Origin of the sequence: Streptomyces lydicus, assembly GCF_001729485.1 — a bacterium.
GTDB classification, from domain to species: Bacteria; Actinomycetota; Actinomycetes; order Streptomycetales; family Streptomycetaceae; genus Streptomyces; species Streptomyces lydicus_D.
On record NZ_CP017157.1, the window covers coordinates 6,938,180 to 6,957,720 of the forward strand.

A 19,541-nucleotide genomic window follows, 5' to 3' on the forward strand; every position below is an offset into this window, starting at 1 on the left:
GTTGTACCCCGTGGAACGCCTGGCAGCGACGCCACGCCCTCCACCTCATTTGTGAAGTTCTCCGCAGGAGGATCAGACGAAGGGAGAAGCCCTTATGCGCTTCGAGATCATGCGCCTGGACGATGCCGACGGCACCGCCGTGGACAGCACCGTCGTGGACGCCGCCTCCGTCAACCGGATCGTGCAGCAGGCCGCCGCAATCGGCCAGCGCATCTACATCCGCCCGGCCGACACCGCCGCCCGTTGATTCCTTACGACGCCCGCTGACACGCGACATACCGACGCCGCGGCGCCCCCGTACGAACACGTCGTACGGGGGCGCCGCCGTTTCCGGGGCCGGCGGATCAGGCCGCCTTGATCACCTGCAGCACGCCGTTGATGATCTGCTGCACGGCCAGCGCGGAGAGCATCATGCCCGCGAGCCGCGTCACCAGGACCACCCCGCCGTCCTTGATCACCCGGATGATCACCAGCGAGAACCGCATCACCAGGTAGAGCACCACGTGGATCGCGGCGATCGCCACCCACACCGAGACCTGCGCCGCGAACCCGTGCGCGTGCTGCACCGCGAGGATCACCGACACGATGGCGCCCGGACCGGCCAGCAGCGGCATGCCCAGCGGCACCAGCGCCACATTGACGTCCTTGGTCTGGGTGGGCTCCTCCGACTTCCCGGTGAGCAGGTCCAGCGCGACGAGCAGGAGCAGCAGGCCGCCCGCGATCATCAGCGCGGGGGTCGAGATGTGCAGCCGGCCCAGGATCTGCCGGCCGAAGAGGCCGAAGACGGCGATGACGCAGAAGGCGACGGTGGCCGCCTGCCAGGCCATCCGGCGCTGCACCTTGGCGGGCCGGCCGGAGGTCAGGGCCAGGAAGATCGGGGTGATGCCGGGCGGGTCCATGATCACGAAAAGCGTGACGAAGAGGGTACTGAAGACGGCGACGTCGAACACGGTGATGGCCTTGCGAGAGGTGGTACGGACGAGCGGGGGTGACGGGCCGGCGCGGCGCGCACGGGCCCGTGGGAGGGGAAAAGCCGAGCGGTCGTCAGCCGCCCGCGCCGGGAACGGGGAAGGCGCCGGTCGCACGGCGCACGATCTCGCCGTAGATCTCGGGGTCGGTGGTGTACTCGCCGAGGTGACAGGTCTTACGGCTGCCGTGGTAGTCGCTGGAGCCGGTGGTGAGCAGGCCGAGGTCGGCGGCCGTGCCGCGCAGCCGCGCACGGGTCGGCGCGTCGTGGTCCATGTGGTCGACCTCGATGCCGTCGAGGCCGGCCGCGGCGAGTGCGGCGATCGCGCTCTCCGGTACGCAGCGGCCGCGCTTGACGGCCAGCGGGTGCGCGAACACCGCGACCCCGCCCGCGCCCTTGATCAGCCGGAGCGCCTCGAACGGGTCGAGCTCGTGCTTCTCCACGTACGCCGGGCCGTCGCTGGCGAGCAGCGAGCCGAAGGCGTCGTTGACCGAGCCGACCACGCCCAGCTCCACGAGGGCGGTGGCGATGTGCGGCCGTCCCACGGCGCCGTCCCCGGCGATCCGCGCGACCTGCTCCCAGGTGACGGGGATGCCGAGGTCCTGCAGCTTGGCGACGATGCCGCGGGCGCGCGGCACCCGGTCGTCGCGCACCAGCTCGCGCTCCCGGGCGAGTTCGGGCTCCTCGGGGTCGAAGAGGTAGGCGAGCATGTGGAGGCTCACCCCGTCGAGCCGGCAGGAGAGTTCGGCGCCGGTGACCAGCGTCAGCCCCTCGGGCAGCGCGGCGCGCGCCTCGGCGTGCCCGGCGACGGTGTCGTGGTCGGTCAGCGCGACGACGTCCAGCCCGCTGGCCGCCGCGTTGCGCACCAGCTCCGCGGGGGTGTCCGTGCCGTCGGACGCCGTGGAGTGGGCGTGCAGGTCGATGCGCACGACACGGACCTCCGAACTGCTGCGGGACGGGCGGACGGGCACGGGGCCGGCTCCGGTGGTACGCCGGGCGCGGGGGCACCGTGGGGGGACCTCAGAAGGATACCGGCCGGCCGGCGCCCGCCGTCGGGGTACCGCACCGGGGCGGCGCCCCGCCCCGGCCGGATCGGGCTCCGCGGTTCAGCTCAGGATCCGCGGCGAGAGCGCCCCGCACGGCAGCAGGTCCACCTCGGCGCCGGCCTCGCGCAGATCCGTCAGCACCAGCTCGTCGTACATCAGCACCCCGGACTTCTCGGGCCAGGCGATCGCCCACAGCCACAGCCCGCGCGCCTCGCCCGCGTAGACCGCGCGGTCCGCGGGCGCGCCGTCGACGTGCCACAGCGGGGTCGGGCGGCCGGCGGCGAGCACCTTGGCGTGCGGCGCGGTGTCGACCCGCATCCGGGAGCCGGGGTCGGGGCCGTCGATGCCGGCGTAGCGCGCACCCAGCCCGACGCCCAGTTCCTCGGCGATCAGCAGGAGTTCACCGGGGCCGCCGAGCGGGCCGGGGCCGGTGCAGGCCACCGCGGTCGCCCGGCCGCCGCCGCGGTCGTCGCCCGCGCAGGCCACGCCGGTGAACAGCCAGCCCACCGGCAGCGGCCACGGCATCCACACGGGCACCTGTGCGCGGTGCACGACGACGCCGAGCGCCTCGACGCTCGGCGGGACGACCGGCTGCAGCGGGTGCACGGTGCCGTGCACGGCGCACTGCCAGGTGTCGGAGAAGAGACCGGGCGCCCGCACCCGGCCTCCGCACTTCGGGCAACTGGGTTCGCCCCTCATAAGGACCAACGGTCCTCCCCGCCCGCCGTCGCGTCAAGGACGATCACTCGACCGATGTGCCCAAAATCACGTACCGCGCCCCGGATTTGAGCCCTTTCCGGTCGCGCCGGATCCCCGCCCGAAGAGTAGTTGCAGCTTGCACCCTTTAGGTGGTCTAACTTATTGTGTGTAAACGTCAACGATCTCGTGCGGCCGCCCGCCGGCCGCCGCGGATCACGCCACGCACCCGGCAACGGAAGGGGAACCCGCACCATGAGCGGCACGAAGAGCGGCGGCCACGCGGACGATCCGTTCCAGGAGGGCGGCGGCTCCCTCCTGCGCCAGCCGAAGGCCGTCTGGGCCACGGCCGGCGCCTCGGTCGTGGCCTTCATGGGCATCGGCCTGGTCGACCCGATCCTCCCGTCGATCGCCCGGGGCCTGCACGCCTCCAACAGCCAGGTCTCCCTCCTGTTCACCTCGTACTTCCTGATCACCGCCTTCGCGATGCTGGTCACCGGCTTCGTCTCCAGCCGCATCGGCGGCCGCAGGACACTGCTGGCCGGACTCGCGCTGGTGGTGGTCTTCGCGGCGCTCTCCGGCATGTCCGGTTCGGTCGGCGAACTCGTCGGCTTCCGCGCCGGCTGGGGACTGGGCAACGCCCTGTTCGTCTCCACCTCGTTGGCGGTCATCGTGGGCGCCGCGGCCGGGGGCAGCGCTGCGGCGATCCTGCTGTACGAGTCCGCACTGGGGCTCGGCATGGCCTGCGGCCCGCTGCTGGGCGCGATCCTCGGCGACATGAAGTGGCGCTACCCGTTCTTCGGCACCGCCGCTCTGATGGCCATCGGCTTCGTCGCCATCACCGCCTTCCTCAAGGAACAGCCCAGGCCGGCCCGGAAGACCTCGCTGCTCGACCCGATCCGCGCGCTGGGCCACGGCGGCCTCGCCTCCGCCGCCGTCGCCGCCTTCTTCTACAACTACGCGTTCTTCACGGTGCTGGCCTTCACGCCGTTCGTGCTCGACATGTCGCCCTACAAGTCCGGGGGCGTCTTCTTCGCCTGGGGCGTGCTGCTCGCGGTGTTCTCGGTGCTCGTGGCCCCCAGGCTGCAGCACCGCTTCGGCTCGCTGAAGGTGCTCGGCGGCTCCCTGCTGCTGCTCGCCGCCGACCTGCTCGTACTGGGCTACGGCGACCACACCACCGCCGTCGTCTGCACGGTCCTCTCCGGTGCCTTCATCGGCCTGAACAACACCGTGTTCACCGAGCTGGCGCTGGGCGTCTCGGACGCGCCGCGCCCGGTGGCCAGCGCCGGCTACAACTTCGTGCGGTGGTTCGCGGCGGCCGCCGCGCCCTTCCTCGCGCCGAAGATCGAGGAGTGGACCGACCTCCACATCCCGTTCGTGGTCGCCGCCGCGGCGGCCGCGGTGGGCGCCGGCATCGTCGCCGTACGCCGGCGGCCGCTGACCGTCGAGGCGGAGGAGCTGGAGCCGCGGCACGCGGCGCAGGACGGGGTCTCCGCCTTCGCCAACTGACCGCGCCGCGGGGCCGGTTGGGGCCGACCCCGCGGCGGCTCAGTCCAGCGGTACGCCGCCGCGCAGCGGATCGCGCAGGTCCGTGCCGTGCCGCAGCCAGCGGTCCTGGAGGGCCTCGGCGCCGTGCACCCGCTTCCAGGCGGCCTCGTTGGGCGTCATCGGCAGCAGCGGCAGGAAGCGCACCGGCTCCCTGGGCTCGTCCAGCGCGAGGTCCTCGACCAGCCCGCCCGGCTCGGCGACCAGGACGGAGCTGAAGGGCGCCCCGGGCCACAGCGGTTCGCCCACGTCCAGCGAGGCTCCGGGAGCCACGACCACGCCCTCGACCTGCGGGGACGCCGCGAGCACGGCGAGCGGGCGGAGCACCTTGTCGGTGTCCGCGCGGCCGGCGCGCACCGACAGCACCAGTTCGGCCCGCGGGCCCCGCAGCGGATCCGCGAGCACGGCGGTGGGATCGGACATGGGCTGGGCGGACATCCCGAGCGTGGCGTAGCGCACCACTTCGCCGTCCACGAAGCGGAGCACCTCGATGCGGTCGGTGCCGAGGAAGGTGACGGCGGCGCGCGCATCCGGCTCGCCCAGGCTCATCCGCAGCCGGGCTTCGACCAGCTCAAGAACGTCAGACATGCCGCGAGCATACGGCCGGCCCGGCGCCCGGCCGACGGGCGGCCGGGGCCCGTCGGCGGGCGGTGTCGGCGCACACGGTCGTTCGTATGGAACAGGCAAAGCGGCGCCTTTGCCCGTTGGGCGGCTGATAGCCTTGCCGTCTGGTCAGGGAATGACGTCGTCCCCCAACGGGGACCGGCCGGAGGAGGTGGGGCTGCGGTGGATCCGAGTCGACCGTGCAGTACCGATAGTTCTCCCGTCATCCCCCTCGCGCAGCGCTCCTGATCCGAGAGCTTCCGTACCCCGCCGCCGAGCGGCGAAACCAGGGAAGCGCCTTTGCGCCGGATGGAGATGACGGAAGAGCGCCTTCGACTCTTTGTTCCGTGTCTCTGCGAACTGCCGTCACTGTTTCGCACCACGCGCTGCCCGCCCCGCTCGCTCACTTCCGACGAGGGGGACTCCGCGGACGTACACCCCGATGACGCGGGTACGTCCAGGGCGGCGCCGCGCCGTGCGCCCGCAGCTGACGGCCGGCCCGTGAAGGAGCCAGCCATGTCGATGATCCGCGACCTGCGCGCCGCCGTCCGCCCCTCCCGGCGGCGCGACGACACCCCGTACCGCTACGAGAAGACCCCCGCCTGCCCGAACAGCGCCATCGTCGACTGCGGTGTCTACCGCGAGGGCCGCCGGGTGAGCGACCACGTCAGCCCGGCCGAGGCGATGGCCGGCGTCCGGTCCGAGGGCGGCTTCGCCTGGATCGGCCTGCACGAGCCCTCCGAGGCCGAATTCGCCGGTATCGCCAAGGAGTTCGGGCTCCACCCGCTCGCCGTCGAGGACGCCGTGCACGCCCACCAGCGGCCCAAGCTGGAGCGGTACGACGAGACCCTGTTCACCGTCTTCAAGACGGTCCACTACGTCGAGCACACCGAGCTGACCGCGACCAGTGAGGTGGTGGAGACCGGCGAGGTGATGTGCTTCACCGGCCGGGACTTCATCGTGACCGTGCGGCACGGCGGCCAGGGCTCGCTGCGCGCCCTGCGGCACCGGCTGCAGGACGACCCGGAGCTGCTGGCCAAGGGCCCGTCCGCGGTGCTGCACGCGATCGCCGACCAGGTGGTGGACGGCTACATGGCGGTGGCCAACGCGGTGCAGGACGACATCGACGAGGTGGAGATCGACGTCTTCAGCTCCGGCACCAACGGCAAGGGCAACGGCACCAAGGGGTCCGCGAAGGGCGGCGACGCCGGGCGGATCTACCAACTCAAGCGCGAGGTGCTGGAGTTCAAGCGCGCGGTGTCGCCGCTGCTGCGGCCCATGCAGCTGCTGAGCGAGCGGCCCATGCGGCTGGTCGACTCCGACATCCAGAAGTACTTCCGGGACGTCGCCGACCACCTGGCGCGGGTCAACGAACAGGTGCTGTCCTTCGACGACCTGCTCAACTCCATCCTGCAGGCGAACCTCTCGCAGGCGGCGGTCGCGCAGAACGAGGACATGCGCAAGATCACGGCCTGGGCGGCGATCTTCGCCGTGCCCACGATGATCGCCGGGATCTACGGCATGAACTTCACCTACATGCCGGAGCTGCACTGGAAGTACGGCTACCCGGCGATGATGCTGGTGACCGTCGCGATCTGTGTCGGCATCCATCGCGGCTTCAAGCGCAACGGATGGCTGTGACCGGCCGGCGCCGGGCCCGCCCTGGCGTCGGGACGGCCGGCCTCCGGGTCCGCCGTACCGACGCCTGGGCGGGCCCGGGCGGGCAGGGCCGGGCCCGTTAGGCTGAGCCGTATGACGGAGACCGTGTCGCAGGCCCTGCAGGATCGGGCGCTCATCGAGGAGGCCACGAAGAAGTCCGGCCTCATCTGGGTGCGGGGGACGACGGGCCCGGCCCGTGCGCTGTGGCACCTGTGGCACGACGGGGCCGCGTGTCTCGTCGGCGGCCCCGGCGAACAGCCCCTGGACGACCTCGGACTGGCCGACGGCGGCGCCGCGACCGTCACCGTACGCAGCAAGGACAAGGGCGGCCGGCTGGTCACCTGGGAGGCGCGGGTCGTCGAGCCGGAGCCGGGCGGCGACGCCTGGCGGGCCGCCGTCGAGGAGCTGAAGGGCAAGCGCCTCAACGCCCCGGACGCCGACACCCTCACCGAGCGCTGGGCGCGCGAGTGCCGGGTGCTGCGGCTGGAGCCCACGGGGGCGGAGGCCACCGAGCGCCCCGGCCGGATGCCGGAGGTCTCGCACGCCGCGCCGCCGCCGGCCTCCCCCGCGATCACCCGGCGGCCCGTACCGGCCGCGCTGCCGAAGCTGCTGCGCCGGGGCCGCAAGGGCTGACCGGCGCCGCCCGGCCCGATCCGGGCGCGCGCCCCTGGGGGCGTCTCCCCCTAGCCGGAGCTGGAGATCCGGCTGCCGTAGTCCACGACCTGGTCCTTGGACGGGGCCCTGAGGTCCACGCTCCGGCCCCACTCGGCAAACCTGACCACGCCCGCGCCGCCGGCCCGCTGCAGCCGCAGTGGATAGGGCGTGCCCTCCAGCGAGACGTCCAGGGTGCCGCCGGCGCCCGCCCCCGCGGTGAGCCGGACGGTGCGGGTGCCGTCGATGTCGCTGCGGTCGCCGGTCGCGAGTTTGCCGTGCAGCCCGAGCAGACTGGCGAGCAGCGTGTCCTTGTCGGTGAAGCCGCTGAAGCGCTTGTAGACCGGGTCGCCGGCGGGCACCTTCACGTACTTGCCGCCGAGCTTCTGTGCCGCGGCCCCGCCGTTCCCGCCGGCCGCGCCGCCCTTCTCGCCGGCCCAGAAGGCCGCGTCCGCCTTCAGGTAGAGCGCGTCGCCGACCCGCAGCAGTTGGAAGGCGGCCGCCTTGGTGGTCAGTTCGCCCTTGGCGCCGTCCTTCGCCAGGCTCATGTCGAGCTTGAAGGTCCGGCCCTGGCTGACGACGTTGCCCGACAGGTGCACCGTCTCGGCGTGCTCGGCCGCGGCCCGCGCCTTGGCCTCGATCTTCGCCGCGGGCAGCTTTCCCACCCCGTTGGTGCCGGCGTCCGGGTCCTGCCCGCCGCAGCCCGCCAGCGCCGCCACCAGCCCCACGCAGGCCGCCCCCTTCAGCGCGGCCCGTCCCGTGCGGCGGCTGGTGACCAGCGGTCGGGGGCCGGCCCCCCGGGGGATTGCGCTCACGTGGGCTCTGCCTCCTGATGCGGGTGACCTCGACAGCAGTACGGCAGCGTACCTGGGTCCTACCGGGTCGTCGGCCGGGCGTGCGGCGGTCACCCTACGGCCCGGCTCACCGCGGCGGCCCGGACCCGTGCGGGTTAGCCTGAATCCGCATTGATGCCTTGTTTCTGACAGAACGGGAGAAGGGCGGCACTCTGCATGGCAGTGGTGACTCCCCGGGTCTTCGTCTCCCACCTCGCCGGCAGCCCCGTGTTCGACCCCAACGGCGACCAGGTCGGCCGGCTGCGGGACCTCGTCGCGCTGCTCCGGGTCGGCGCGCGCCCGCCGCGGCTGCTCGGACTGGTCGTGGAGGTCATCAACCGGCGCCGGATCTTCGTGCCGATGACGCGGGTGACGGGCGTGGAGTCCGGCCAGATCGTCATCACCGGCGTGATCAACATGCGGCGCTTCGAGCAGCGGCCCACCGAGACGCTGGTGTTCGGCGAGCTGCTCGACCGCCGGGTGCGGCTGGTGGAGACCGGCGAGGAGGTGGCCGTGCTCGACATCGGCATCATCCAGCTGCCCGCCCGCCGCGACTGGGAGATCGAGAAGGTCTTCGTCCGCAAGGGGAAGGGCGGGGCGCTGCGCCGCAAGGGCGAGACCCTGACCGTCGACTGGTCGGCGGTGACCGGCTTCTCGCTGGAGGAGCACGGCCAGGGCGCGGAGAGCCTGCTGGCCACCTTCGAGCAGCTGCGTCCGGCCGACCTCGCCGGTGTGCTGCACCACCTCTCCCCCAAGCGCCGCTCCGAGGTCGCCGCGGCGCTCGACGACGACCGGCTCGCCGACGTCCTGGAGGAGCTGCCGGAGGACGACCAGATCGAGATCCTCGGCAAGCTGAAGGAGGAGCGGGCCGCCGACGTCCTGGAGGCGATGGACCCGGACGACGCCGCCGACCTGCTCTCCGAGCTGCCGGAGGAGGAGAAGGAGCGGCTGCTGGCGCTGATGCGGCCGGAGGAGGCCGCGGACGTGCGGCGGCTGATGTCGTACGAGGAGCACACGGCGGGCGGGCTGATGACGACCGATCCGATCGTGCTGCGCCCCGCCGCGACGGTCGCGGAGGCGCTCGCCCGGGTCCGGGACCCGGACCTCTCGCCCGCGCTCGCCGCGCAGGTCTACGTCTGCCGGCCGCCGGACGAGACGCCCACCGGCAAGTACCTGGGTGTGGTGCACTTCCAGCGGCTGCTGCGCGACCCGCCGTTCACCCTGGTCAGCTCGATCGCCGACACCGATCTGCCGCCGCTGCGGCCGGAGACGCCACTGCCGGAGGTCACCAGCTACCTGGCCGCGTACAACATGGTGGCCGCGCCGGTCGTGGACGAGAGCGGCGCCCTGCTGGGCGCGGTCACCGTCGACGACGTGCTGGACCATCTGCTCCCGGAGGACTGGCGGGAGCAGGGACTGCACGGTTCCGCCCCGGCCGGGCTGACCGGCACGGCGCGCCTCGGGAAGCCGGCCGATGGGACCTGAGGAACGGGAGAGCCGGGAACGCACCCGGGCGAACGGCGCCTCGGCGGTGCGACGGGGCTCCGCCGAACGGCCCCGCATCCGGCTGGACCAGCCGCGCACCCCGCGCCGTACGTTCCTGCCCGAGTACGACCCGGAGGCGTTCGGGCGGCTGTCGGAGCGGATCGCCCGCTTCCTGGGGACCGGGCGGTTCCTCGTCTGGATGACCGTCACCGTCATGGCGTGGATCACCTGGAACGTCGCCGCTCCCGCCCCCTGGCGGTTCGACCGGTACCCGTTCATCTTCCTGACCCTGGCGCTGTCGCTGCAGGCGTCGTACGCGGCGCCGTTGATCCTGCTGGCGCAGAACCGCCAGGCCGACCGGGACCGGATCACCCAGGAGCAGGACCGCAAGCAGAACGAACGCTCCATCGCCGACACCGAGTACCTGACCCGCGAGGTCGCGGCACTGCGGATGGGTCTGGGCGAGGTCGCCACCCGCGACTGGATCCGCTCCGAGCTCCAGGACGTCGTGCGGGACCTGGAGCAGTGGCAGGCCGTCCCGGCGGAGAGTGACGAACACGACCGCTGACGGCCTTTCCGGAGGCCGCCTCACGCGCCGTACCATCGGGTCATGGCTACCGACACCCCAACAGGCGCCACCCCGAGCGAGGACGCGATCCGCGCCGCGCTCGCGACGGTGAACGACCCCGAGATCCACCGCCCCATCACCGACCTGGGGATGGTCAAATCGGTGGACATCGCGGCGGACGGCGCGGTGGCGGTCGTGGTCTACCTCACCGTCTCCGGCTGCCCGATGCGCGAGACGATCACCAACAACGTGCGCGACGCGGTCGCCGGCGTGGCGGGCGTGACGAGCGTCCGGGTCGAGCTGGACGTGATGAGCGACGAGCAGCGCAAGGAGCTGGCGTCGTCGCTGCGCGGCGGCACCGCCGAGCGCGAGGTGCCGTTCGCCCAGCCCGGCTCGCTGACCAGGGTCTACGCCGTCGCCTCCGGCAAGGGCGGCGTCGGCAAGTCGTCGGTGACGGTCAACCTCGCCGCCGCGATGGCCGCCGACGGGCTGAAGGTCGGTGTCGTGGACGCCGACATCTACGGCCACTCGGTGCCCCGGATGCTCGGCGCCGACGGGCGGCCCACCCAGGTCGAGAACATGATCATGCCGCCGTCGGCGAACGGCGTGAAGGTCATCTCGATCGGCATGTTCACCCCCGGCAACGCCCCCGTCGTGTGGCGCGGCCCGATGCTGCACCGCGCGCTGCAGCAGTTCCTCGCCGACGTCTACTGGGGCGACCTGGACGTCCTGCTGCTGGACCTGCCGCCGGGCACCGGCGACATCGCGATCTCGGTGGCCCAGCTCGTCCCGAACGCGGAGATCCTGGTGGTCACCACGCCGCAGCAGGCCGCCGCCGAGGTCGCCGAGCGGGCCGGTTCGATCGCCGTGCAGACCCACCAGAAGATCGTCGGCGTGGTGGAGAACATGTCCGGGCTGCCCTGCCCGCACTGCGACGAGATGGTCGACGTGTTCGGCACCGGCGGCGGTGAGCGGGTCGCCGAGGGCCTGACGAAGACCACCGGCACGCAGGTGCCGGTGCTCGGCTCCATCCCGATCGACGTCCGCCTCCGCGAGGGCGGCGACGAGGGCAAGCCGGTCGTGCTGACCGACCCGGACTCCCCCGCCGGCGCGGCGATCCGCGCGATCGCCGGCAAGCTCGGCGGCCGGCAGCGGGGCCTGTCGGGGATGTCGCTGGGGATCACCCCGCGCAACAAGTTCTGAGGTGGTGCGCCCCCGGTCACGGGGGGGAGCCCGCAGGGCTCACGGACACCACATGAGGTGCAGCAGGGGGCGGGCCCGGTGGGCCCGCCCCCTGCTGTCTGCCGGGCGCCGTCAGCCGGCCCGCGCGCCCGGGCCGTCGGCGCCGCTCACGACTCGTACGCCGTCAGGTCCTGGACGACCGAGAATCCGAGGCTTGCGTGCGGCCGGCGCCCCCGTCCCGACCGACGGCCGTCGGCGCCGCTCACGACTCGTACGCCGTCAGGTCCTGGACGACCGAGAATCCGAGGCCGTAGGCGCTCATCCCGCGCCCGTACGCGCCGATGTGGACGCTTTCGGGGCCCTCCGGGGAGGAGCCCGCCAGTACCCAGCCGTACTCGGACTCGCGGTAGGCGAACGAGGTCGGCACCCCGTCCACCGGGAGCATCAGCTCGCTCCAGCTGCCGCCGCCGAGGTCGTCGGCGAGCTCCCAGGCGAGCATCGTCTGCTGGTCCAGCCAGTCTTGGCGGAGCGTCCGGTCCATCTGGGTGGGCCAGGTGTGGGCGAGCAGCCCCGAGCCGGCGAGCCAGGCGGCCGTCGAGACCGAGGTGGCCTCCATCAGGCCGGTGCCGTCGGCACTGCGCCGTACGGGTCGGTCGGCGACCGTCACCACGACCGCGAACCGCTCGTCCTGCGGCGGTTCCACCTTGATGGTGGGCTCCTCGCCGTGCCCCACGGCACCGTGCTCGACGGTGCCGTCAGCGGCGGCGCCGACCTGCATCAGCCAGCGCGGACCGGTGAACGCCTCGTCGAGGCCGTACCACGGGAACGCGGCCAGCAGATAGCCGTCGGCCTTCCGGCCGACCGCGGCGGACGCCTGCTGTTCCGCTGTCCGACTCGTCGTCTCCATCTGCGCGGAGCCTCCTTGTTGCCCTGTGTCGTGGGCGGCCCGCCCCCCTCAGGCGACCGAACCCCGGACACCGGGAGCATAGCCATAGGCGTCAACACAGCCGGTCATACCGGTGTGTGTCAGGTGGCGTCGGCGTCGAACGGCGGACGCTCGTCCGGCTCTGTGGCCGCGGGCTTCTTGACCAGGTCGGGGCGGCCGGAGGCGGCCGGGGACTCCTTCGACAGGCTCAGTCCCGAGCCGTTCGAGGACCCGGTGGCGGGGGCACTCTCCCGGCTGTGCACGGCGTCGGTGACCTCCGCCATCTCCTGCTTCAGATCGAAGCCGTTACGGATCTCGGCGAGCTCCTTGAGGCCGTACTCGTCCTTCTCCAGGACGTGCTTGCGCACGAAGTTCTTCGGCTTGAGATCCTCGAACTCGAAGTCCTTGAAATCCGGCCCGAGCTCGCTGCGGATGTCTTCCTTGGCGCTGTCGGAGAACTCCCGGATCTTCCGGATCACGCCCATGACGTCCTGGATGACCTTGGGGAGCTTGTCCGGGCCGAAGATGAGCACGGCAAGGACGACGATCGCTACCAGCTCGAGGGGTCCTATGTCGAAGAACACCTTGCAGCTCCTTGGGTCATCCGCGGCCTGTGTCGGCCTAGGGGCCAGGCCGCCTATCACGGTACCTGGCCCCGGGCGTCGGACGGGAGTCGCCCGCGCCAACACCGTGCAAACGATCAGCCGGCGGTGGAAGAACCCAGTGTGAGCCGTACGGACCGCTGCTTGCCGTCCCTCTGGAGGGTCAGCAGCAGCGTGTCGCCGGGCCGGTGGCTGCGGATCTTCACGATCAGCTCCTCGCCGCTGTGCACGGCGGCCCCGTCCACCTCGGTGATCACGTCGCCGGCCCGGATCCCGGCCTTCGCGCCCGGCCCGCCGGGCGTGACCGGCTCCTTGCCGCCCTTGCTGTGCTCGCTGACCCGCGCGCCGTCACCGGCGTACTCCATCTCCAAGGTGACGCCTATCACCGGGTGGGTCGCCCGGCCGGTGTTGATCAGCTCCTCGGCCACCCGTTTGGCCTGGTTGATCGGGATGGCGAAGCCCAGCCCTATGCTGCCGCCCTGGCCACCGCCCTCCGATCCGCTGCCGGTGTCGGCCGCGCGGATGGCGCTGTTGATGCCGATCACACGGGCCCTGGCGTCCACCAGCGGGCCGCCGGAGTTGCCCGGGTTGATGGGCGCGTCCGTCTGCAGCGCGTCCACGTACGAGACGTCGCTGCCGTCGCCCTTCTCGCCGCCCGCGGTGATCGGGCGCTGCTTGGCGCTGATGATGCCGGAGGTGACGGTGTTGGCCAGGTCGAACGGCGCGCCGATCGCCACGACCGGGTCGCCGACCCGCACCGAGTCGGAGTTGCCGAGCGGGAGGGGTCGCAGCCCCGTGACCCCCTCGACCTGGACGACGGCGAGGTCGTAGCCGCCGTCCTGGCCCACGACCTTGGCCTTGGCGGTCTGCCCGCCGCTGAACGTCACCGATATCTCGCCGCCGGTCCCGGCCGGCTCCACGACGTGGTTGTTGGTGAGGATGTGGCCCTGCCGGTCGAGGACGAAGCCGGTGCCGGTGCCCTGTTCGGCGTTGCCCCGGACGTGGATCGTCACCACGCCGGGCAGCGCGGCCTGGGCGATGCCGGCGACGCTGTCGGGGCGGCGGCCCCCGGCGTCGTCGGCCGCCTGGGGCAGCTTGATGTCGTTGATCCCGCCGTACCGCTCGACGTAGGCGCCGACGCCGCCGCCGACCCCGCCGGCGAGCAGCGCGAGGCCCACGGCCCCGACGGCCAGCAGGCCGCGGCGGCTGCGCGGGCCCCGCGGCGGCGCGGCCGGGCCGCCCTGCAGGGGCGCGCTCCAGGGGTCGTACTGGTGCCAGGCGCCGTGCGGAACGGGGCCGTGGCCGCCCGGTGGGACGGGGCCGTGGCCGCCCGGTGCGGCGGCGTGCGGCGGAGCGGTGGCGGGCACCGCGGCGGTGGGGCGGGGGCCGCCGTCGCCGGGTACGGGGACGAACCCGGTGTCCGCGCCCTCGGGCGCCGGCTGCGGGGCGGCGGTCTGCGGGGCCGGGGCCTGCGGGGCGCCGGACTTCGTGAGCAGGGGGTGACCGGGGCCGTCCGGCTCGGCGGACGGACCGGACGGGCCGGGGGCCGGGCCCGGGGGCACGGCCTCGGCCTGGGCCGCCCGGTGCGGCGGCTCACCGCCGGTGTGCGGCGGGGCCTGCGGCGGGCTCGGGTAGCCGGCGGCCGGCGCCGGCGCGCCGTACGGGGGCAGCGGGCCCGCGGCCGGCGGCAGCACGGTGCCCTGCGCGGGGGTGGCGCCGGACCAGCCCGGCGCGGCGGTACGGGGCTCGGGCCGCTGCACGGGTGGCGCGGGCGCCCACGGGCCGGGACCGCCGTACGGCGGGGTGCCGTACGGGTCCTCGGGGTGCAGCGGCCGGGCGGGCGCGGCGGCGCCCTCCGGACCGGGGGCGGCGGCCTGGGGCTGCGACGGAGCGGCGGGGGTCCCGACGGCCGTCGACGCCTGCGCCGTGTCCGGGGCCCGGGGCGCCCGGTCCCCCTCGGGGGCGGGCACCTGACCGAGCGTCACGGTGGCGGCGCCGGCCCGCGCACCGTCCGCGCCGGGCATCTCGACGCCCGGGGTGGCGGGCTGTCCCGCGGGGGTCCGGTCCTCGGCCGGGGCCGGCCGGTCTTCGACCGATTCGGGTCGGCCTTCGGCCGAGACGGGTCGTTGCGCGGGTGTCGAAGACGGCACGGACGTCAACTCCCGCTCCGCCGGGACCTCTTCGGCTCGCCCCGCTCCGGCCGTCGCGGTGCGCCCGGCGACGGCCACTGCGGCGCGCTCCGCCCCGTCCGCCCCGGACGGCGCGGTGGCGGCCTCGGTCCCGGTGGGGCCCGCCGCGCCGTCAGGCGCCGGCGGCCGGTGCGCCGCGGGGGTACGCGGCTGCGGCGGGCGTACGAGCCAGTCGCCCGTGTCCTGTGCGCCGGGCCCGACCTGGCCGGAAGCGTCGGCCCGCGCCGCGTCCGCCGGGCCGCCGGCAGGCGGCACCGTCTGCGGACCGGCCTCGGCGGACGGTCCGGTGGCCGGGGTGCGTCCCGGGCGGCTCCACCACTTCAGCTTCGGCCCGGCGGCCTTACCGTCGTCCATGCTCTCCCCAGATTTCGCCCGCGGTCCCGCGGGCCACCACCACCTCACGGCACGCGCCCGTCAGGGTGCATGCGCCGCACAACAGCGATTCAACCAGTTCCGCGCGGGGCTGCGCAGAGGACGGTCAGTGCTGGGCGGTGGCGGGGTCCGCGGTGCCGGGGCCGACCGCGGAGCCGGTCAGCGGACGCATCGGCTCCAGGGGCGGGAGCGGCGGCGGGTTCCGGTGCTCGGGGACCGTGCCGGTGGCGGCGACCAGCGGCGCGTGGTGGTACGCCGAGGCCGGACCGGTGGCGGCTATCAGCGGCGACAGTCCGAACCGGCCGGCCGGGGCCGGGGACGCCGCCGGGGTGGCCCGGGTGGGCGCGACGGCGGGGCCGTAGAGCGCCATGGCGCTGGGCGCCGGGGCCGCGGTCGGGCCGCCGGACGGGGACCGCAGCCCCTCACCGGAGGTGCCCGCCGAGCGGAACTCCCCGCGGCGGAGCAGGGATCCGCTGTCGGCCGCGGGGCTGACGCTCAGCGGGGTGACGGCCGTGCCGCCGCCCTCGGAGCCGGTCGGATCGACGGCCGCCTCCAGCGGGAGGGCGCCGCCGAGCGCGAAGGCCGCGAGCGAGACCGCTCCGGCCGCCGCGAAGGCGAACCGGCGCCGCTGCGCGGGCCGCTCGGCCTCCGGCACGCGGAAGCCCCGTGCGCGGTGCTGGGCGGAGAGTCCCGCCATCACACGGCCGGTGTGGTGGTCGGTGGGGGCGTAGCGGAACGCGCCGCCGCCCCGGGCGAATTCACCCGGGCCGAGGCCGCCGTTGCCGAGCCGGCTGCCGGGGCCGCCGGGGTCGCCCCCGGGAAGCTGCTGCAGGCGCGCCAGCAGTCCCGCGGAGGGGCCGGGGGGCGCCGTTTCGGCGAACACACTCTTGAGCCGACGCTGGGCGTCGGCCTCTGCCTTGCACTTGCCGCATGTCGCGAGATGCGCGAGCACCCGCTCGCGCGCGTCATGCCCCAACTCGCCGTCGACGAGGGCCGCAAGGCGGTCGCCGAGATGCTGCTCGGCGGGGGACGGACCGCCAGTGAGGCTCACGCGATTCCTACCTCCCCCGTGGGCACCACGGCCAGGGACCGCCGCTGCTCGCGCTCCTCGCCACGACGGGCCGGAGCGCGGTGCTTGAGCGCCTTGCGCAGGTGGGAGCGGCCCCGGTGGATGCGGCTGCGGACCGTACCGAGCTTGACGCCGAGGGTGGCGGCGATCTCCTCGTACGACAGGCCCTCGATGTCGCACAGCACCACCGCGGCCCGGAACTCGGGCGCGAGGGTGTCCAGTGCCTGCTGCACATCGGCGTCGAAGTGCGTGTCGTCGAAGTGCTCCTGCGGGGCGGGCTCACGGCTGGGGAGCTTCTCGGCCGCGTCGTCACCGAGCGCGTCGAAGCGGATACGCTGCCGGCGCCGGACCATGTCCAGGAAGAGGTTGGTCGTGATGCGGTGCAGCCAGCCCTCGAAGGTGCCGGGGGTGTACGTCGACAGCGAGCGGAAGACGCGGACGAACACCTCCTGGGTGAGGTCCTCGGCGTCGTGCTGATTGCCGGTGAGGCGGTAGGCGAGGCGGTAGACCCGTGCGCTGTGAGTGCTGACGATCTCCTCCCAGCTGGGCGGAGTCCACGCCTGCGCATCCGCGTCTGCGGCGAAGGTCGCGGTAGGTGCGGAGTCGTTGGTGGCGGTCCCCCCGCTCGAACGGAGTCGAGAGTGGGGGAGGAAACGGTCAGCGGTGTTTGTCACGGATTTCGGCTCGACGAACGACCTTTTCAAGCGCCTCAGCACCCCTCGGTCACCCGCCGCAGCCGCACCTCCCCTGGTGGCTCTGGTGGCGTCCAGTAGAGCCCCTACCATATCCACCTCGCCCGTTAGCTCCGGATAAGCAGATTTGACCTGCATTTGGTCATGCTTCTGATCGTGATTCCCGTGAGTCCCGTCTCGCGCGGTCTTCACCACTGCGTCCCCCCGCTTTCTCCCTACCTCTCCATAACGCCCGGTCCCATCTGCGGGTTCCCGCACACAGCGGATACAGTCACGGTTGCGTCAACTACGGGGACAGGAGAGGGCCATTACCGGCAACCGGCAGACGAGCTTGGCATTCGCCGAGGCGTACGGCGCCGGGACCATCGACACCGCCGCCGAGGCCGCCCTGAGCTGGGCACGTGACCTGGCGCGGGACGTCGGCATCCGTACGGTGACGACCGGCACCGGCGCGGCCCTGCGCCTGCTCGCCGCCACCGCCGACGCCAAGGCGGTCGCCGAGATCGGCACCGGCACGGGCGTGTCGGGCATCTACCTCCTGCACGGCATGCGGCCCGACGGCGTCCTGACCACCGTGGACTGCGAGCCCGAGCGGCAGACCTTCGCCAAGCAGGTGTTCCGGGCGGCGGGCTTCGCCGGCAACCGCGCCCGCTTCATCCCCGGCCGGGCGCTGGACGTCCTGCCGCGGCTCGCGGACGGCGGATACGACCTGGTCTTCTGCGACGGCGACCTGATGGAGTGCCTGGAGTACCTCGCCGAAGCGTTGCGGCTGCTGCGCCCCGGCGGCCTGGTGTGCTTCGAGGGCGTCTTCGCGGACGGCCGTACGGTCGATTCGGCGGTGCAGCCCGCCGAGGTGCTGCGGCTGCGGGAGCTGCTGCGGGCCGTGCGGGAGAGCACCACGCTGGTGCCGGCGCTGCTGCCGGTGGGCGACGGACTGCTCTGCGCGGTCAAGCGGGGCTGAGCCGCCCCGCATCCCGTCCCGCCCCGGCCCGCGGCGGCACGGAATCGGCACGGCCGGGAAACGGAAAGCGGCACGAAAACGGCCCCGGCACGCGGCGCGCCGTGAATGCGCGCCGCGTGCCGGGGCCGGGGTAAGTCGGCTGGGGTACCGGGTCAGGCCCGGGATTCCGCCGGTTTCGCCGCCCTCGTCAGACGGTGACCTTTTCCAGGGCCTCACCCAGGGCCTTGGCCTCGTCGGGGGTCAGCTCGACGACGAGCCGCCCGCCGCCTTCGAGCGGAACGCGCATGACGATGCCCCGCCCCTCCTTGGTCACCTCGAGCGGGCCGTCGCCCGTCCGCGGCTTCATGGCCGCCATGCTCGTTCCCCTTCCTGAAACCAGCTCATCTCAGCCGACGGCCCGAATAGGCACGTGTCACCGGCATCGAACACATTGCTTCCAGGCCATTATCCCGCATCGAACGACCCGATGACCAACATCGGGGAGCATCCCTTCGGCAACGCGCTCCCGCAAACCCACGCAATTCGGGGAGCGGGCTGCGATACTCCGCCACCCTCCGACATCCGGCTCGACCGCTTTCTTTGATGTACGTCACATGCGGACGGCCGATGATCTCCGGCATCCTGAGCGCTGACTGCCGCTGCCGAGCAGTCCGAGCCGCGACGGAGGGGACTCCCAACTATGGCCGACACCGTGCTCTACGACGTGACCGACGGACTCGCGACGATCACGCTCAACCGCCCCGACGCGATGAACGCGCTGAACATCGAGGCGAAGGTCCTGCTGCGGGACACCCTCCAGGAGGCCGCGGCCGACCCCGCCGTCCGTGCCGTACTGCTGACCGCCACCGGGCGCGCCTTCTGCGTCGGGCAGGACCTCAAGGAGCACATCGGGCTGCTGGCCGAGGACCGGGCGACCGGCACCGGCGGCACCATGAACACGGTGCGGGAGCACTACAACCCGATCGTGACGGCGCTGACCGAGATGCCCAAGCCCGTCGTCGCGGGCGTCAACGGCGTCGCCGCGGGCGCCGGCGCGGGCTTCGCGCTGGCCGCGGACTACCGCGTCGTCGCCGATTCGGCGTCCTTCAACACCTCCTTCGCGGGCGTCGCGCTGACCGCCGACTCCGGGGTGTCCTGGACGCTGCCCCGGCTGATCGGTCACGGCCGGGCCGCCGACCTGCTGCTCTTCCCGCGCAACATCAGTGCCCAGGAGGCGTACGAGCTGGGCATCGCCAACAAGGTCGTGCCGGCCGGTGAGCTGGCGGAGGAGGCGGCGGCGGTCGCCCGGCGGCTGGCCGCGGGGCCGACCCTCGCCTACGCCGCGATCAAGGAGTCGCTGGCCCACGGCGCCGGGCACTCGCTCGCCGAGACGCTGGCCAAGGAGAACGAGCTGCAGGCCCGGGCCGGGGCGTCGGAGGACCACGGGATCGCGGTCGAGGCGTTCGTGAAGAAGGAGAAGCCGGTCTTCCTGGGCCGCTGAACCGCCCGTCGCCGGC

At 73.3% G+C, this 19,541-nt stretch carries 20 protein-coding genes; 9 read left to right on the top strand and 11 right to left on the bottom strand.

Annotation, left to right across the window (positions count from 1 at the left end):
- The first annotated feature begins 94 nt into the window (after positions 1–94).
- Positions 95–247 carry a hypothetical protein gene (locus tag SL103_RS38100; RefSeq protein ID WP_099055472.1) on the top strand — a complete coding sequence of 51 codons (153 nt, stop codon included), beginning with the start codon at positions 95–97 and terminating at the stop codon, positions 245–247.
- Between the two features lie 97 nt (positions 248–344).
- On the opposite strand, the gene SL103_RS30030 is transcribed toward SL103_RS38100, so the two are convergent.
- The 3 genes from SL103_RS30030 to SL103_RS30040 form a co-directional block, all read right to left on the bottom strand.
- Complete coding sequence (locus SL103_RS30030; RefSeq protein ID WP_069572107.1) at positions 345–950, bottom strand: MarC family protein; 606 nt, start codon at positions 948–950, stop codon at positions 345–347.
- A 94-nt stretch (positions 951–1,044) separates the two neighbouring features.
- The gene (locus tag SL103_RS30035; protein ID WP_069574242.1) at positions 1,045–1,896 is read right to left on the bottom strand and encodes a PHP domain-containing protein; all 852 of its coding nucleotides are present in this window, start codon (positions 1,894–1,896) and stop codon (positions 1,045–1,047) included.
- Positions 1,897–2,073: 177 nt separating this feature from the next.
- Entirely contained in the window at positions 2,074–2,712 is a 639-nt protein-coding gene (locus tag SL103_RS30040) for a DUF6758 family protein (RefSeq protein WP_069572108.1), read from the bottom strand.
- A gap of 252 nt (positions 2,713–2,964) precedes the next feature.
- On the opposite strand from SL103_RS30040, the gene SL103_RS30045 reads away from it, so the two are divergent.
- Complete coding sequence (locus tag SL103_RS30045) at positions 2,965–4,218, top strand: MFS transporter (protein ID WP_069572109.1); 1,254 nt, start codon at positions 2,965–2,967, stop codon at positions 4,216–4,218.
- A gap of 39 nt (positions 4,219–4,257) precedes the next feature.
- On the opposite strand, the gene SL103_RS30050 is transcribed toward SL103_RS30045, so the two are convergent.
- On the bottom strand, positions 4,258–4,842 hold the full coding sequence (locus SL103_RS30050) for a suppressor of fused domain protein (protein ID WP_069572110.1): 585 nt from the start codon (positions 4,840–4,842) through the stop codon (positions 4,258–4,260).
- Between the two features lie 531 nt (positions 4,843–5,373).
- Here SL103_RS30050 and SL103_RS30055 point away from each other — a divergent pair.
- Positions 5,374–6,498 (top strand): magnesium and cobalt transport protein CorA, encoded by a 1,125-nt coding sequence (locus tag SL103_RS30055; RefSeq protein WP_069572111.1) that lies wholly within the window; start codon positions 5,374–5,376, stop codon positions 6,496–6,498.
- Positions 6,499–6,609: 111 nt separating this feature from the next.
- Entirely contained in the window at positions 6,610–7,149 is a 540-nt protein-coding gene (locus SL103_RS30060; RefSeq protein WP_069572112.1) for a hypothetical protein, read from the top strand.
- Positions 7,150–7,199: 50 nt separating this feature from the next.
- On the opposite strand, the gene SL103_RS30065 is transcribed toward SL103_RS30060, so the two are convergent.
- The gene (locus tag SL103_RS30065) at positions 7,200–7,982 is read right to left on the bottom strand and encodes a hypothetical protein (RefSeq protein ID WP_069572113.1); all 783 of its coding nucleotides are present in this window, start codon (positions 7,980–7,982) and stop codon (positions 7,200–7,202) included.
- A 195-nt stretch (positions 7,983–8,177) separates the two neighbouring features.
- On the opposite strand from SL103_RS30065, the gene SL103_RS30070 reads away from it, so the two are divergent.
- The 3 genes from SL103_RS30070 to SL103_RS30080 are packed head-to-tail and all read left to right on the top strand — an operon-like array spanning position 8,178 to position 11,256.
- Positions 8,178–9,485 (top strand): magnesium transporter MgtE N-terminal domain-containing protein, encoded by a 1,308-nt coding sequence (locus tag SL103_RS30070; protein ID WP_069572114.1) that lies wholly within the window; start codon positions 8,178–8,180, stop codon positions 9,483–9,485.
- A complete protein-coding gene (locus SL103_RS30075; protein WP_069572115.1) occupies positions 9,475–10,053 on the top strand; it encodes a DUF1003 domain-containing protein in 579 nt (192 codons plus the stop codon). Before SL103_RS30070 ends, SL103_RS30075 begins: the two co-directional genes overlap by 11 nt.
- Positions 10,054–10,095: 42 nt before the next feature.
- Positions 10,096–11,256 carry an Mrp/NBP35 family ATP-binding protein gene (locus tag SL103_RS30080; RefSeq protein ID WP_069572116.1) on the top strand — a complete coding sequence of 387 codons (1,161 nt, stop codon included), beginning with the start codon at positions 10,096–10,098 and terminating at the stop codon, positions 11,254–11,256.
- Between the two features lie 241 nt (positions 11,257–11,497).
- Here SL103_RS30080 and SL103_RS30085 read toward each other — a convergent pair whose 3' ends face one another.
- From SL103_RS30085 to sigE, 5 genes are all read right to left on the bottom strand, one after another.
- Entirely contained in the window at positions 11,498–12,142 is a 645-nt protein-coding gene (locus SL103_RS30085; protein WP_069572117.1) for a hypothetical protein, read from the bottom strand.
- 119 nt (positions 12,143–12,261) lie between these two features.
- Positions 12,262–12,744 (bottom strand): sec-independent translocase, encoded by a 483-nt coding sequence (locus SL103_RS30090; RefSeq protein WP_069572118.1) that lies wholly within the window; start codon positions 12,742–12,744, stop codon positions 12,262–12,264.
- Positions 12,745–12,860: 116 nt separating this feature from the next.
- Positions 12,861–14,591 (bottom strand): trypsin-like peptidase domain-containing protein, encoded by a 1,731-nt coding sequence (locus tag SL103_RS30095; RefSeq protein ID WP_432215410.1) that lies wholly within the window; start codon positions 14,589–14,591, stop codon positions 12,861–12,863.
- 838 nt (positions 14,592–15,429) lie between these two features.
- A complete protein-coding gene (locus tag SL103_RS30100; RefSeq protein WP_069572120.1) occupies positions 15,430–16,374 on the bottom strand; it encodes a zf-HC2 domain-containing protein in 945 nt (314 codons plus the stop codon).
- On the bottom strand, positions 16,371–17,066 hold the full coding sequence (sigE, locus tag SL103_RS30105; protein ID WP_069572121.1) for an RNA polymerase sigma factor SigE: 696 nt from the start codon (positions 17,064–17,066) through the stop codon (positions 16,371–16,373). The genes SL103_RS30100 and sigE overlap by 4 nt, the downstream gene beginning before the upstream one ends.
- A 295-nt stretch (positions 17,067–17,361) precedes the next feature.
- On the opposite strand from sigE, the gene SL103_RS30110 reads away from it, so the two are divergent.
- Complete coding sequence (locus SL103_RS30110) at positions 17,362–18,045, top strand: O-methyltransferase (RefSeq protein ID WP_069572122.1); 684 nt, start codon at positions 17,362–17,364, stop codon at positions 18,043–18,045.
- Positions 18,046–18,232: 187 nt separating this feature from the next.
- On the opposite strand, the gene SL103_RS30115 is transcribed toward SL103_RS30110, so the two are convergent.
- Positions 18,233–18,400, bottom strand: a complete 168-nt coding sequence (locus tag SL103_RS30115) for a DUF3117 domain-containing protein (RefSeq protein WP_003985072.1) — start codon at positions 18,398–18,400, stop codon at positions 18,233–18,235.
- A gap of 324 nt (positions 18,401–18,724) precedes the next feature.
- Between SL103_RS30115 and SL103_RS30120 the strand changes: the two genes are divergently transcribed.
- Positions 18,725–19,525, top strand: a complete 801-nt coding sequence (locus SL103_RS30120; RefSeq protein WP_069572123.1) for an enoyl-CoA hydratase/isomerase family protein — start codon at positions 18,725–18,727, stop codon at positions 19,523–19,525.
- Positions 19,526–19,541: the final 16 nt, after the last annotated feature.